9 protein-coding genes are annotated in these 15,285 nt (G+C 35.1%); all 9 read right to left on the minus strand.

The window, feature by feature from the left end:
- Positions 1–81: 81 nt before the first annotated feature.
- Positions 82–4,116, minus strand: a complete 4,035-nt coding sequence (locus OZP15_RS14550; RefSeq protein ID WP_281336498.1) for a hybrid sensor histidine kinase/response regulator — start codon at positions 4,114–4,116, stop codon at positions 82–84.
- Between the two features lie 55 nt (positions 4,117–4,171).
- Positions 4,172–5,260: a metallophosphoesterase family protein gene (locus OZP15_RS14555; protein WP_281336499.1), complete on the minus strand. Its 1,089-nt coding sequence runs from the start codon at positions 5,258–5,260 to the stop codon at positions 4,172–4,174.
- A 4-nt stretch (positions 5,261–5,264) separates the two neighbouring features.
- The gene (locus OZP15_RS14560) at positions 5,265–6,002 is read right to left on the minus strand and encodes a metallophosphoesterase family protein (protein WP_269226207.1); all 738 of its coding nucleotides are present in this window, start codon (positions 6,000–6,002) and stop codon (positions 5,265–5,267) included.
- 13 nt (positions 6,003–6,015) lie between these two features.
- Complete coding sequence (locus tag OZP15_RS14565; protein WP_281336500.1) at positions 6,016–7,599, minus strand: glycoside hydrolase family 28 protein; 1,584 nt, start codon at positions 7,597–7,599, stop codon at positions 6,016–6,018.
- 83 nt (positions 7,600–7,682) lie between these two features.
- Entirely contained in the window at positions 7,683–8,534 is an 852-nt protein-coding gene (locus OZP15_RS14570; protein ID WP_281336501.1) for a DUF4861 family protein, read from the minus strand.
- An 83-nt stretch (positions 8,535–8,617) separates the two neighbouring features.
- Positions 8,618–10,411 (minus strand): hypothetical protein, encoded by a 1,794-nt coding sequence (locus OZP15_RS14575; protein ID WP_281336502.1) that lies wholly within the window; start codon positions 10,409–10,411, stop codon positions 8,618–8,620.
- A 201-nt stretch (positions 10,412–10,612) separates the two neighbouring features.
- The gene (locus tag OZP15_RS14580) at positions 10,613–11,179 is read right to left on the minus strand and encodes a hypothetical protein (RefSeq protein WP_269226213.1); all 567 of its coding nucleotides are present in this window, start codon (positions 11,177–11,179) and stop codon (positions 10,613–10,615) included.
- Positions 11,180–11,186: 7 nt separating this feature from the next.
- Positions 11,187–13,463 carry a GH92 family glycosyl hydrolase gene (locus OZP15_RS14585; RefSeq protein ID WP_269226214.1) on the minus strand — a complete coding sequence of 759 codons (2,277 nt, stop codon included), beginning with the start codon at positions 13,461–13,463 and terminating at the stop codon, positions 11,187–11,189.
- A 179-nt stretch (positions 13,464–13,642) separates the two neighbouring features.
- Entirely contained in the window at positions 13,643–15,256 is a 1,614-nt protein-coding gene (locus OZP15_RS14590) for a RagB/SusD family nutrient uptake outer membrane protein (protein WP_281336503.1), read from the minus strand.
- Positions 15,257–15,285: the final 29 nt, after the last annotated feature.

Consider the following 15,285-nt stretch of genomic DNA (forward strand, 5'->3'; position numbering starts at 1 on the left):
AGTTTTAAAGTTGGAATTTGGAGTTTGAATTTTGTTATTTGTTATTTGTTATTTGATTTTTGAAATTTGTTATTTGGAATTTTAATTAATCAATTTGCTTGGCGGGAAACCAAACTGTTTTTTGAAACACCTACTAAAATACAAGGGGTCATTAAAACCTACCAAATTAGTTACTTCGGAAACGTTGTATTTTTTGGTTTTCAATAATTCAGCAGATTTTTTCAAACGTATGGTTCGAATGAATTCATTGGGAGCTAAATCAGTCAATTCTTTAATTTTTCTGTACAATTTAGAAGAACTCACGCCCAGCTTATCGCATAAAAAATCGGTCGATAAATCGAATTCACTTAAATTTTCATTAATCAAATCGGTGATTTTTTGCATGAACTCTTCATCAATTGGCGAATGGGTTAGCAAACTGACTTTACTTTCTACTTCGCCAGAGAATTTTTGTTTGAGTTCCAATCTTGATTTGATGATATTTTCCATCACAGATCGTAATAACGAGGGTTCGAATGGCTTGACTAAATAACCATCAGCGCCAGTTTCATAACCTTTAACTTTATCAGTGTTTTCGCCAAGAGCGGTCAATAAAACCACTGGAATATGACTTATGAATTCATCACTTTTGAGTTCCTTACAAAATTCGAGTCCGTCCATAACAGGCATCATCACATCGGTAACACATAAAATGGGTTTGATTTGGCGGCATAATTTAAGTCCTTCCTCTCCGTTTTCGGCTTCATACACTTTATAATAATCCGACAAATAATCGACTAAATATTTTCGAAGCTCGATATTGTCTTCGATTACCAATATTTTTTCTTTGAGTTCGGTATTCTGGATTATTTTTTTGGCTGCTTTTTCGGGAATAAGCATACTCAAATTATCATTTTTCAAAGCATATTCAAACACTTCTTTTCTGTCATAAGACGCTCGACCTATTGGAATTTCGACCCTAAATGTACTGCCTTTTGCCAAGGTACTTTCTACAGATATTTCTCCTTTATGAATAGCGACCAATGATTTCACTAATGATAACCCAATACCCGATCCTGTATTATGATCTTTACTATTGGTAGCTTGATAAAAGCGTTTAAAGATTTTTTCCTGACTTTTTAATGGAATTCCAATTCCGTCATCAGTTACTTCGATAATCAAAATTTCTTCTGGACTATTTTTTAATCGAATATACAAATCTACATTTCCTAATTCATTGGTAAACTTCAAAGCATTAGACAAGAGGTTATACAGGATTTTGTCGTATTTATCATTGTCAATCCAGCCCGTAATACCTTCGACTTCGGCAATAAAATTCAATTTAATTTTCTTGTTGAATGCCATTTCCTTAAAGGAATCGAAGATGTTTTTAGAATACGTCAGAATATCTGTTTTAGAAACTTTGAGTTTTAATTCGCCCGATTGCGCTTTCCTAAAATCAAGCACCTGATTAACCAAATTGAGCAATCTACTGGCATTTTGATAAATTAAATTGTACCTGCTTTTTTCATAATCAGTGGCATGTTCATTATCTTCCAATAATTGTTTGGCAGGTCCTAAAATTAAGGTCAAAGGCGTTCTTAATTCATGTGAAATATTGGTAAAAAAGCGCAATTTTTCATTGTTCAATTTGATGTCTTGCTCTCTATTTACTTTTTCGGTAAGCAATTCTTGTTTTAGGTGAAGGCGATTTCTTATTTCCTTTCTAACAAAATAAAAAACAGCCACTAGCAGTAAAAAAAACAATAAAAAAGAAATTGGAGTCAACCAAAATGGCGGTAGCACTTTTATTTCGTAAGAAACCACTTTACTCCAATTACCATCACAATTGCTGGACATGAGTTTAAAAACATAATTCCCAGGATACAAATTGGTATATTGAATGGTTCTAGAATTGCTATTTACTGTGATCCATTTTTTATCAAAACCTTCGAGTATGTACTGAAACTTATTCAGTTTTTCGTTGGCAAATGATGGAGTTGAAAATTGAATCGAAAAATTGCGGTTTTTATAGTTGAGTTCTACCTTTTTTCCATAATTCAAATCGGTCAAAAGTGGGACTTGTCCGTTGATTTCTGTTTCTGGAAAAACCTCTTCGTTCTGCACTTTAAATTCAGTAATAACGGGTTCTGGCGACCATCTATTTCGCTTCATGGTTTGTGGCGAAAAAGAAATAATGCCGTTTTTTCCACCCAGAAAAATGGTCGAATTATTGAAATTAAAAAAACCGCTGGAGCTAAAAACATCCAATCGATTTCCGCTGTTCACGTAGTAAATATTAATATCTGTTAAATCATATTTCACCCATGCCATGCTATTATTATTCATATTCAACCACAAATCGCCTTTGGCATCTTGCAAAATATCGGTAATCCAAATTCCAGAGATTTCTTTGAAGTTTTTTATGGTAGAAAAAGCATTCTTTTTAGGATTGTACAAGCATAATCCATAACGAGTGGAAGCCCATATTTTTCCTTTTCTGTCAATCATAATATCACTGACATTGTCCTCTTTTAGTATGCCATTTTCCCTTTTGGAAAGTGTTTTATAGGTTTCAATTTTAGTAGAAACGGTATTGTAACGCACCACGCCCGTTTCGGTAGCAAACCACACATTATTGTGAGCGTCTTTTTCGATGGCATTAATCTGAAAACCAGGTAATAATTTACCTTTAGCCGCTTGAACTTTCAATGTTTTAGTATCCAATTCAACAGCACCTTCTCCAAAAGAACCCACCATTATGGATTGATTTCCTATTTTATTGATAGCAAAAATGGGCGAAGTGTAAAACCCAATTTTTATCTCTTTGGAACTATTAGAAGCATAATCATAAACCATCAAATTGCCATCCCAAAGACCACAATAAAACGTTTTTCCATTATCCGAATAAATACTGGCAATATCTTTGGCTTTGTTGTGTAAGGGAACAAATCCTTTTGGACTGGAAACAAAAAGTCCGTTGTGATTGGAAACTACTATTACTTTTCCGTCATGCGTTTTAGAAAAACCCCTTATTCGAGGCGCTTGATTGCCCAAATAACGAGAAATATCTTTGTTAAGCGCAAACTGATTTTCGTAAGGATCGTATTTATCCAATCCGTCTTCGGTTCCAATCCACAATACGCCAGAAGCATCAAAATAGAGAGCCGAAACCAAATTATCTACCAAAGAAGTATTGTCAGACAATATCGAATAATACCATTTATAATCGCCTTTCTGAATGTCTTCCAATTGTTTGCAAACCAACAATCCGCCCAAAGTTCCTACCCAATATTTGCCATCGGGAGCTTTAGCAACGGATAAGAAATAGGGCCCTAAATTACCTCTGATTTCATCATTCGCAATATATAAATTGACAAATTGATCTTCTTTTTTATTTAATTTATAAAGTCCTTTTCGGGTTCCGACAAAAATATCGGCTTTGGTATCTTCATAAATAAAATTGATGTACGGGTTTTTTTCATTCGAATTAGGAACAGAAAGCGTGTAGTTATTCATTCGAACAATTGTTCCTTTGTTGTCCAAGGTTATTTTGGCAACCGATCCTTTGTCATAACTTCCTATCCAAATGTTTCCTTTTTTGTCTTCAAAAATTTCTTTGACATAATCAAAACCTTTGAGAGGCACTTTTTCGAATCGGTTTTCTTTCAAGTAAAAGATATAAACGCCTTGATTTTTAGTTCCCACCCAAACCCTTTTGAATTTATCTACGTGAACAGATCGAATTTCTTCTTCGGGAAGGCTGTTAGGATTATTTTTTTGATGTAAGAAAGTCACAAAAACATGGGTATCCATTTTGAAAAGTGTCAAGCCTTTTCGGGTTCCTATCCACAAATGATTGGAGGCTTCGTCTAATTCTAATACCGTAATATCATCGTTGTATAATTTGTTATTGCCAGGTGCCGAACTCATGTAATTCTTGAACTGATAACCATCAAACCGATTCAAACCAGAAAAAGTTCCAAACCACAAAAACCCTTTTTTGTCCTGCACAATATGCCTAACCGAATTGTGTGACAAGCCGTCATTATCGTTATAGTGCGTGAATTTTATGGGTTGCGAATGCGAATAAAATGCGATTAAACAAAGGAGTAATATAAAGGGATTTTGTTTCATAAAAATGGATTATAAATGCAAGTATGGTTTTTAGTCAAATTAAAGTTAACCAATTTTAATGATTTAAACGTTCTATCTGGTTCGTTTTCAAGTTCAATTTAAAATCATTGGACGGTTTTCCGCTGCTAGTTTTTTGAAATATTTTTGACCATAAAATTAGTTTTTCATCACTTGATTTTTCTAACTGTTTACAAACCATTTCATATTGTTTTAGTCTTTTCGAACCTATTGCTGGAATGGCTAATTCATCGGCATTTTTTAATCGGTAAAAATCGAAAATCATATCAAAACCTGTCCAAGATTCAAAGTCTTTAATTTCTAAATTATTGGTTACTAATTGTTTTTCAACTGCTGAAGTATTTTTGTTGATTTGCAATAAATCTTTGCCAGAAAGTTTTACGATAGATTCTAAAAATGCAACTGGAAAATCTTCTGGCAAAAACCGAAGACGCACCAATTCTTTTAAATGCCAGTTGGTAAATTCCTCATAATCTTTGGCTTTTAGAATGTCTTTGTTCCAAATATCGGGACTTTTTATGTTCTGCAAATGAGTATATTCTTCTTTATAAAAAGAAAACAAACTATTGAATTTTGGAACTTTGTTCACCACTACAGTTTCTACCTCAATAGCATCGTTCGAATTAATGGTAAGTATTTTATAAGCTGGCATATAAGCCGCCAACGAAGGCGTTTGAATATTGAACAACGTATTGCCTTTCTCTGTAGTTCGAACTCCAGTATCATTGATGTGCATGTGTCCGCCAAAGTGAATCTGAATTCCTGCATCGGCAAATAGTTGCGCCACTTCTTCGTTGGGAACTCTGGACAATTGCATTTTGTTGGAACCAAATAATAATTTCATTTCTGGGGAAGCATCATCATTAAAATCAACCATTGGATAATGGCTAAAAGCAATCAAAAATTTTCCTTTTTCTTTGGCTGCTGCCGAAACTTTTTTGATCCAATTGATTAAATGACTTTTGTAAATAAGGACATTATTATACCCAATACTCGCTCCCGAAAAATCATGCGGATCGTTCGGCAATCCTGATAATTTTTGATTGGGAACGTAGGCATTAGCATCAATTGCTAAAAGCCAAACTCCTTTAACAGGTTCGACCAAATAACTGGCATCTGGTAGCAATAAATTAGTGTTTTTTTACGGAATAGGTTCTTTTTTCGAGAACAGATTCGGCTAATGCTTCATCAAAATTATAGTTTTCATACTTGTAATGGGAGAAAGGCGTTTCCCAATACAAATAGTTTTTCTTTGGAAAAAATCCAAAACCTACCATTTTATTCAGGGTTTCCTTGTATCCCCAATTTTTTATATCTGCTGTAACAATAGGTTCTAATTGATTTTCTTTTGGTTTCAAATTCGTTTTAGAACTGCTAATAATTTGTTCTTTTCCATCTTTGCCTAAAAAATCAGTTTTAAGAGCTTCTTGCGCAAAAGGTTTTACAGCATCATGATTTCCTGTGGTTACAAAAAATGACATGCCTTTTTCTTTAGTGTATTGATCCAATATTTTTCGCAATCCACGAACATGAACTGGCTGTCCGTCGTCGCTAAAATCGCCAGGCAATACCACTTGTTTAATGCCTCTTTTGGAAATATCATTTAGAGCTTCTAAAAAAGCAAAGTAATTTTCATTGAAAATTCGGGTCGAATGCAATTGCGAACTCATGGTTCTTATATTGGCATATTCACCCGTTTTGGGATTTTTAATGCCTTGGTACGTATTGTCTTCAAATTTTGGAAAAATATCCTGCAAATGAACATCGGCAATGAAGGCTATTTTTATGACAGTATTTTTTTCTGTCTGTTGCGATTTACAAGCAGATACAGAAAGTAATAGCAATATAAAAAACGATATTCTTAACATCTCAATTTATTTTTTAATGCTGAATTTCCAACACTTGCTCTTCTAATTGCTTCTCGATATTTGATGAAATAACGTTCTTAAAAACAAGTTGTTTCTCTTTTTCGTTCGGAAGATTTATGGATTCCATTTTTAAGTTTTTGACATCATCAAATACAAATGCAGGTCTAAAATCAGCAGCATCCAATGTCAGTTTTATGTTTTTCATACTTATTCCATTGGCGTGTCTTACATAAAAACCATAGGCTGGTAATTCTCCAAACATTGAAAATTCGGGATACTCTTTGGCTACTTCTGGCACTTGATGTAGTCGGTTTAACGGAATATACGCCATTCCTTTTGAAGCTCTTCCGGGATAATTTATTTCAATATTTTCTAAAGTTACATTTTCAATAGCATAGCCTTCCAAACCAACAATTGAAGCTGGAAAAGGGTTGTGAAAAAAGTCAACTTCGGGTCCTCTTAAATCATAATTACTATCCGGGCGACCAAATGGAACTTGCACTTTTATGTTTTTGATATTTATATTTTTGATACTTCCCGGTTTATAGCCGCTTCTTTGTCCGATACGAATAAAAATAGCATTTCCTGTATTTAGGGCTTCTACATTTGAAACCTCAATATTTTCAATCTTGCCGCCATCTACTGATTCTATAGCAATTGCAGAACGAAAAGTATCATAGACTTTAATATCCTTGATGGTTACATTTTTAAAACCTCCGACAGAAGCTGTACCGAATTTTATAGCACTGGCACTAGATCGAATCGTACAATTGGCAATATAAACGCCATCATTGCAATAACCCGGATAATAGGATTTTAAACAAATACCATCATCGGCTGCGTTGATATCGCAATTGGTTACTTTGACATTTTTGCAATCGGTAATATCAATTCCGTCATTGTTCCAATAGGAACGGTTTACTATTTTGAGATTATCCAAAACAAGATTAGTACACAATTCGAAAGACAATCCCCAGCAGGAAGCTTCTCCTACTTTTAATCCTTCGACTGCAACGTTTTCACATTGCGAAAATCGAAATAATTTGGGTCTCATGGTTTCGCTGGGCCTGTTTCTTCGAAGGCTGTATTTGGGATCTACAGCAATTCCAGCATGATGCAAACTGTCAATATTTAAAGCTAGTTGTAACCCCTGACCATCAATTGTTCCTTTTCCTTGAAGTGCAATATTATTGGCTTTATGGGCTAAAATCAAAGCCATTTGGGAGTTGTCGTCTTTTTTTGGAGAGTCAGGTCTTCCGTCGAAAGCCATATTGAAGTAATCTTTGGAATTTGTACTTCCTAATAAAACCGATTCTTCTTCAAAATATAAGGTTACATTGCTTTTTAAGACAATACTTCCGGACAAAAATTTGCCTTTAGGAAAAACGACACGACCTCCTTTATTCTTAAAGGCGGCATCAATTGCTTTTTGGATGGCGATTGTATTAAGAGTCTTTCCATCTCCTTTTGAACCGTAATTGGTAATTAGAAAATCCTTTTGAGATTGGGTGCTTTTTTGTGCTTGGCATTCAAAACCAATTGAAAAAAGGCTTCCCATCAAGGCAATAAGAAACAGTTTTAGTTTAATTTTTGACATTCTATATTTTTTTAAATAGTATAAAATCAACAAACGCCAATTCAACTAAAACTGCTCTTTAGAGTTGTGCAAACGAGAACTTCTTACTTTTTTATGTAAGCTTCTAATTTATCCAAAGTATTCAGTTCTTGCTCTTTTGCGCTTGAAGAAATAATTTTTGTTGCTAACTTTTTTGTTGGTTTTGAAATCAATAAATACTGCGTTCCATCATCATCATTCTTTACATAATCTTTAGGATTGTACATAATAGCGGCTCCAATTTCTACAATCTCCGCAGCCACGTCTTCTGGGTGTTTTCCCCAAACGGCGATGTAATTGGCTCCTTTTTTAGTTCCGAAATCTTTAAAATAATTGATTCCTGTTACAAATTGTACTTTTTCTCCAGTCAAACTTTCAGCTTCAACTTTAGCTTCTCTTTTTCCTGAAAATACGGTTACACGAACCAAAATATCTACTTTTTTTCCTTTGTACGGTACTCCTCTTGAAATCATTTCCATCCAAGAAGTCGTTTCTGTTTTTCCCACACGAGCCAAACGATTCGTAACTGGATTCAACGGAACCACTTTTTCGCCGTCCCAAAGCTTTACTCCTCCTAAACCTACTGTTGATGCCACTTTGTAATAATCAGCTCCCCATCCTTCTTTTTGTTGTTCAGGAGTTGGATACCAACTTGCTTTTTTCAACTCTAAACCTGCTTTTGCTTTATTGTAAACGTCGATGGCTACTTTATCACTAAAATAGATTCTCAATGCCATCCATTCATTTTCGACTGCAGGTCCGTGATGCCCGATGGTTTTGTATAAATCTCCTGTTTCTGAACCAATATCAGTTAAATACGTTATTTTATCGGACTTCATATACAAACTAGTGTCTGTATTATTTTGAGCCAAACAAGTCGAACCAATCAGCAAAGCGGTTATTATTGATACTTTCATAATTTCAATTGTTTTTTTAGATTAATTTAATTTTCGTAAAAATAAAATAACCTTTCCACAATACACTAACATTTTAAATAATATTAAGAAATTGTCATTTTGTGTCTGAATGGTGTGTATCCTGTAATGTAAACATGCTCGCCAATGGTTCGCAAACTCCCCTGATGATAGGTGGATTCTTCGCTATCTAGATTTTGCACATTGAAATGTTCTACTTTTCCGGGTCCAAATTGTATCGTATCTGCTCCCACAGAAAGAGCTCCTGTGCTCGACTTTAGGAAATAATTCTTTTTTTCATCCAAAACTGCTCCTGTAATATTACTTCCTTCCTTAAAACACATTTCGATAGTTACTTCAACATTTAGCGGACCATCTACTTTAAAATCTAAACTCAAGCTACCATTATTTTCTGTGATTTCGATTACTGTAACTTGTTTTTTGACGTTGCTTTTGGTGCGGGAATCAAAGTCCATTTTGTTCCAGAATCGTCCATCTGCCGATTCGGATAATTTATAATCTCCATCCGATTTTCGAAATACTGCGGCGAGAGGTTGGTAATAATCCGCTTCTTTGGTTTCTGTCAAAATGTATGTATTGCCTTCTTTTATGATTCCGTCGCTGCTGAAATAACCCATTCTAAAAAACGAAGTCGAAAGTCGCATGTATTTTAATATGGCATCCCCTTTTCGATACATTAAAAAATTAGGATTGGAAGACCTTCCCGATACAATCATCAAAGGTTTGTCATTTCCGCCAAATAAAGTTACCGAAGTTTTTCCTCGCCTGATTCTTGCCAGATTTGAAACCGCAAAGAACTGTTCAAAATCATTTGCCACTTTTGCATCAACCGTAATTTGTTTTTGAAGTTCCTCATTTTCCATAAAAAACGCCAAGGAATTGGATAAAATATCGGTTGTAAATTCAGGGAGTTTTTCAATCGTGTTTACCATCTGTGTAAACATTGGATTACCAGTTCGAATTGCCATATAACGGTACTGTAAATAAAATTTAGTCACTTTCAAATCCATGAATTGATCCTGCCTTTTAGAATCAACTGTAACCATATCGCCATTGGGTTCTGTGTAATAAAAATAGGTCGTAAGATTTTTGTGGACTGGTTCTAATAATTGCGGTCTGTTTAACAATCTCGCCATCGTTATGAAGGCGTTATCAATAACGGCAGAGTAAATCCCGCTTCGTTCCGAATAATTTCCATCTTGATTAATATCAATTCCTTCAGCCAGCCATTGATCAATTCGTTGCACATATCTAACATCAGGATAAAGAGAATTTATGTTTGCCAAAGCAGCACAAATAACCCATCTGTGATTCGGCGTATGAACACCTCCAGTTGCCATAGCTTCTCCTGCATTCAGAATAAAATTTTTTAATTTCTCTTTTAGCGGTGTTACATCAATTTGTTTGTTAGCCTTCAAAATAGCAGCTGCTGGACAAATGTATTCTAAAATAAAAGCAGTGTCAGGTGGAGATTGTCGGTTGCCGCCTGCATCTAATGTTCCGTCTGCGTATTGTTCTTTTAATAAAATATCGATAGACTCATTCAGTTTTTCAACCAAAAGATTTGACTTATAATATTCAGATCTCGAATTACAAAACGAAGCAGTCATAACGGTTATCGAACCTGCAACAGCTCGAAAACTATTGAATTTTATAGTGGAATCAAGTGCAGCTTTATTCAATAGGACTTTAACTTTCGCATCGTTGTTCCAAACTAGCTTTTTCATTAATTCGACATCTTCTTTGGTGGTGCTTTTGTTTGACACCAAATCATTTGCAAAAACCAAATCACTGACCAAAGCTCCTGCCAATGTCAGACCCGATAATCTAATAAATTCTCCACGACTGATGTTTTTCATACTATACTTTTTGATGATTCAATTGAATAAGTTGTTCTGCTAAAAAAGTTATTTAAACACATAGAGAGATAGGTTTTACAGTTAAAAAAAGAATACAAAAAAGAAACTCATTTCTTTCACATAGCTATGTGTTTTTTAAATAAGTGAAACGTCTTCTTTTGAGTTTACAAAATCTATGTTTCTATGTGTAAAAATTAAATTTTACTTATCTACTACTTTTACTAATGTCCAATTGATTCCCAATGGGTTTTTAGTTATTTTACAGATTAAAGGAAAGGCTGGATTTTTCACAATCCACATTTCGGTTTCATCAATTTGAGCGATTACATGAAAGGCTTCTACTGTTTTTCCTTCAATTACCACATTATTATTTTGTTGATTTTTATCTAAATCATAAACAGTATTGTTGTAAATAAACTTATTATTTTTCAGCAAATACTGATAGGCCGATTGCGAAATCATAAAGAAAGTTTCTGTTGGTTTTAAGTTCAAAACGGGTGCAAATTCTCCTTGATTGAAACTTAATTCCGTTCCTTTTTTCAAGGCTTCGGATAAAGTTATGATGCTACTTTTTACGCCTCTGGTATCCAAATCTAAAACCAATTTATCGGTATCAATTTTTGAAGTCAGGGTTAACGTTCTGGTTTGACCGTGAAGCTTACAGACATAATGCAACTCGGTACTGTTTTTAAGTGTTGGAATATAATTTTGTGCCGTCACCATTTGAACTATTCCACAAAAAACAAGAGTTAGAATTGTCTTTTTCATCAGTTATTTATTTTGTTGGTGGTAAAATAGTCGTTCCCCAAGCGGATGGTTTTGAATCCATTTCTAGAATCAATTCTCCACCTTTCACGATATCATCGTGTAAAATCCAAGCTTGATTGAAAGGTTTTCCGTTTAAAAAAGCGGCTTTGATGTATTTATTTTTAGTACTCCATTTTTTAGTGCTAATCTTAAAATTTTTACCCGATTCTAACGCTAAAGTGGTTTCTTTAATTAATGGCGTATTCAACAAATAATAAGGCTGACCTGCATTAGGATATAATCCCATCATGTGAAATGCCAACCACGAAGACATCGCTCCCGAATCGTCATTGCCTGGTAAACCATTGCGAGAAGTATTAAAATTGTGAGTAATGATTTCTTTAATTCTGTCGCTGCTCAAAGAGGGTTTTCCAATCCAATGGTACATCGTTGGCGCTAAAAATGAAGGTTCGTTGGAAACATCATACAATTTAGCATCAAAAAAAGTATCCAATCTTTTTTGGAAAGCCAAATCACCACCCGATTTGCGAACCACTTCGGGAATGTCATGCGGAATACTCAACGAATATTCCCAAGAAGTTCCTTCGTAAAAATACACGCACCAATGGCAAACATACCAAGGCGATTCGGTGATAGTTGGTGTATATCTAAAAGTTGGTTTTTGAATTTTTGATTCGCCAAAAACCACCTCATCCAGCCAATTTCCCGCTGCATCTTTAGGCATAATAAAACCTTTCGAACCATTATTTTCATAATCGGAACGCCAAAGATTTTGCCAATAATCCGCTTGTTTGATGTATCTTTTATAAATTTCTGTATGATTCAAACCTTTGGCAACAGTTGCAATATTATAATCGTTGTAAGCATAATCGATGGTTCGGTTTCCAGCACGATCAATTCCATACGGGATATAACCTAGTTTTAAATATTCGTTTAATCCGCCTCTGCCCTCTTTTTCTGCATTGCCTCCAGGTGATACTTCTGCATCTTTAAGCATGGCTTTCAAAGCCAATTCATAATCGATTCCTTTTAGATTTTTCACAAAAGCATCGGCAATAACCGTTTCGGCATTCGAACCGCCTTGCGTACGACCGTTGTCATTCCCGCTTCTGCCTTCTGGCAAATAACCTTCTCGCTTATAAATATTCAGCATCGCATTGACAATTTCTACCTGACGCTTTGGATCGACTAATGTTATCAATGGACTGGAACTCCTGAAAGTATCCCAAATACAATAAAAATCATCGTAATAAGGTTCGTCATTAGTCCATAACGGATTTTCTCCAGTTCGGTTTACTGGCATAATCATGGTATGATACAAACCGGTGTAAAACATTTTTTTATAGTCGATTGAAGTGTCTTCGGAGAGTTTTATGCGGCTTAACAATTGCTCCCATTTGTTTTCTAAAGAAGCTAAAACGATATTGAAATTCCAATGCGGAATTTCGACTTCGATGTTATTTTTTGCTTTTAATTCACTCAAAAACGAGATGCCTATTTTGACATTGACTTCCTGTTTTCCATCATTGCCAAAAGAAAGCAAGGCTGCCGTTTTTTTTCCAGAATCAAATTGAGCTGATTGATTGCTGTAGAATTTCCCGTCTTTATAAGTAACATACTTTGCAATAGGCAGATCGAAAACCGCCCAAAAATAAACGGTATAAGCACGACCGTTGTTCCAGCCACCTCGAATTCGGCTGTAGCCTCGCACTTCAGTATCCGAGACTATTTCTATTTGAGAACCTACAAATTGTTGAGCTTCTCTTGCATTGGGTTCTGGATTTTCTCCCAAGAAAAAACCGGGGTCAATTTTTAAATCTTTGGAAGTATTTTTAGGATAGGTAATGCGGTAAAAAGATGCTTTTTCGGCTGTGGTAATTTCTGTTTTGATTTGATTTTCTTTGAAAACCGTTTGATAATAACCCAATTTTACGTTTTCTTCGACTCTGTGAGAAGTTTGGTCTAACTTATCTAATGTTCCAGAAAAAGGCATAATCTGGATGTTTCCGTATTTGGGTCCACCACCTGTTCCGCTGACGTGAACTTGACTAAAACCAGTGACTTCTTTTGGCATTGGTAACCAGCCACTATTGGGACTAACGGTGCAATCAGGACTTGGTTTTACCATTCCGTAAGGGCAAGAAGGACCAATAAAAACCCGACCATCACCCTCTGAACCAATCATTGGATCTACATAATTATGAAGTTGGTTTTGGGCATTAATTTCAATGGTACAACCTAATGCTATTCCTAAAAAAACTATGATTTTAGTTGATAGTTTCATTTGATTCTTTTGTTTTTTTGAGGGTTATTATACCTATTAAACCTCACCCCCAGCCAATCTCCAAAGGTCCAAAGGAGAGGAGTTGTTGATGTATATTGTATTCTAATCAAAAAAAGGAGAAGAAATTAAATCTTCCTCTCCTTTTTTATCAAAACCTATTTAAAAATTCAACTTAAATATTAATTAACATAAGCTGGATTTTGCTTCAAAGCAGGGTTTAATACCAATGCACTAGTCGGAATAGGGAAAACACGACGTTTCACATCAGTATCGGTTTTGAATCCCCATAATCCTTCGAATTTTCCAAAACGAATCATGTCGTTTCTGTGCCAACCTTCCCAAGCAAATTCACGAGATCTTTCTTTGTAAATATCTTCTAATGTTACCGCTGTCCATGGTGCTGAAGTAGTACGATTAGAACGAATTGTATTTACTAACGAAAGTGGAGAATCTCCTAAAGTAGCGGCTCCGCCACGAAGAATCGCTTCGGCTTTCATCAAAAGAATATCAGAATAACGGAATAATGGCACATCGTTATTTTGGTTACGACTGGTTGAAGTAGCATCTGGATAGAATTTAATGTTTCTATACCCAATATTCCAAGCAATTTCGTCGTTACCCAAATCTGTAAGTGCTACACTTTGACGAAGAACGATATTTGGTGTTAACTCTAAATGATATGTGATAGCTGTAGCTCCATCTGATCCTGTGTAAAACTGATCGTATCCTTTTTTAGTCGTTGAAACCATTATTGGAGTAACTCCATCAGCCAAATATTGTTTTCCTGTTAGCCATTGTCTGTTTCGAATATCGTTCGCATCATTTTGAAAATGAGCATAAAATTCAGGCAAAGTACTTCTAGGTGCACTTGGCGTAAAAGGAAGTCCGAATCTTGATCTCATAGAACGAGGCACATCATAACGAGCATGATACATCAATCCGCCACCACCAACAGCTGGATCGTAAGGAACCGCAAAAATAAATTCCTTCATTTGTGGTCCATTATTTGGATAAAACATTTGAAGATAAGATGCTCTTGGCTCGATATTATACAAACCAGACTTGATTACTTCATCGCAAGCAGCAATACATTCGTTGTTGCGTTGTGTTCCAGTATAAACCTGTGCATTCAAATACATTTTGGCTAATAAAGCATTAGCTGTTTGCTTGTTAGGTCTTCCGTAAGTTGCTATTCCAGAGGCTGGATTAAGGTTTGGAATTGCTTTTTTCAATTCTTTTTCAACAAAATTAAACACTTCTAGTCTTGATGATTTTGGTTTAGAACTAAAATCTCCATACAAAGTATCTAATGGCACTTCTCCAAAATTATCCATCAGTATGAAATAAGAAATAGCACGCATGGTCTTTAATTCAGAGATTAAAGTTGACTTTTCTGCGCCCGCAGGCATTGCTTCTTCTAAAATTGAAATGGCCTGATTGCTTTTTCCAATAACACCAGAAGACCAATTCCAAAGGCTTCCTACAATACCATTATCTACTGTCCAATCATGAAAGTGCATAGCAATGTAGTTTCTGTTATCAAACCAGTTCCCTCCTCTTGCTGGCAAAATAGCTTCGTCAGTAGATAAAGATTGTGACCACCACCAAGAGAATGAAAAATCACCTCGGAAAGCTACATAAACCGGACCTGCTGTTTGAATAAACTGCGTTGAGTTTTGAGGAAAAACCTCTGGAGTTAGTTGTGTCGTAATAGGCACATCTAAATTTTCGCAGGACCAAAATAAACCAACGGCTAGCATTGGAAGTCCAAAATATTTTATTATTTTTTTCATAATATTTACAATTATTACAATTATTATTT

Origin of the sequence: Flavobacterium eburneipallidum (assembly GCF_027111355.2) — a bacterium.
Taxonomy (GTDB): Bacteria; Bacteroidota; Bacteroidia; order Flavobacteriales; family Flavobacteriaceae; genus Flavobacterium; species Flavobacterium eburneipallidum.

Bases quoted from the DNA above. Each gene is read 5' to 3' on its own strand.
- OZP15_RS14550 (WP_281336498.1), bottom strand. From the start codon at position 4,116: ATGAAACAAAATCCCTTTATATTACTCCTTTGTTTAATCGCATTTTAT.
- OZP15_RS14560 (WP_269226207.1), bottom strand. From the start codon at position 6,002: ATGTTAAGAATATCGTTTTTTATATTGCTATTACTTTCTGTATCTGCT.
- OZP15_RS14565 (WP_281336500.1), bottom strand. From the start codon at position 7,599: ATGTCAAAAATTAAACTAAAACTGTTTCTTATTGCCTTGATGGGAAGC.
- OZP15_RS14570 (WP_281336501.1), bottom strand. From the start codon at position 8,534: ATGAAAGTATCAATAATAACCGCTTTGCTGATTGGTTCGACTTGTTTG.
- OZP15_RS14575 (WP_281336502.1), bottom strand. From the start codon at position 10,411: ATGAAAAACATCAGTCGTGGAGAATTTATTAGATTATCGGGTCTGACA.
- OZP15_RS14580 (WP_269226213.1), bottom strand. From the start codon at position 11,179: ATGAAAAAGACAATTCTAACTCTTGTTTTTTGTGGAATAGTTCAAATG.
- OZP15_RS14585 (WP_269226214.1), bottom strand. From the start codon at position 13,463: ATGAAACTATCAACTAAAATCATAGTTTTTTTAGGAATAGCATTAGGT.
- OZP15_RS14590 (WP_281336503.1), bottom strand. From the start codon at position 15,256: ATGAAAAAAATAATAAAATATTTTGGACTTCCAATGCTAGCCGTTGGT.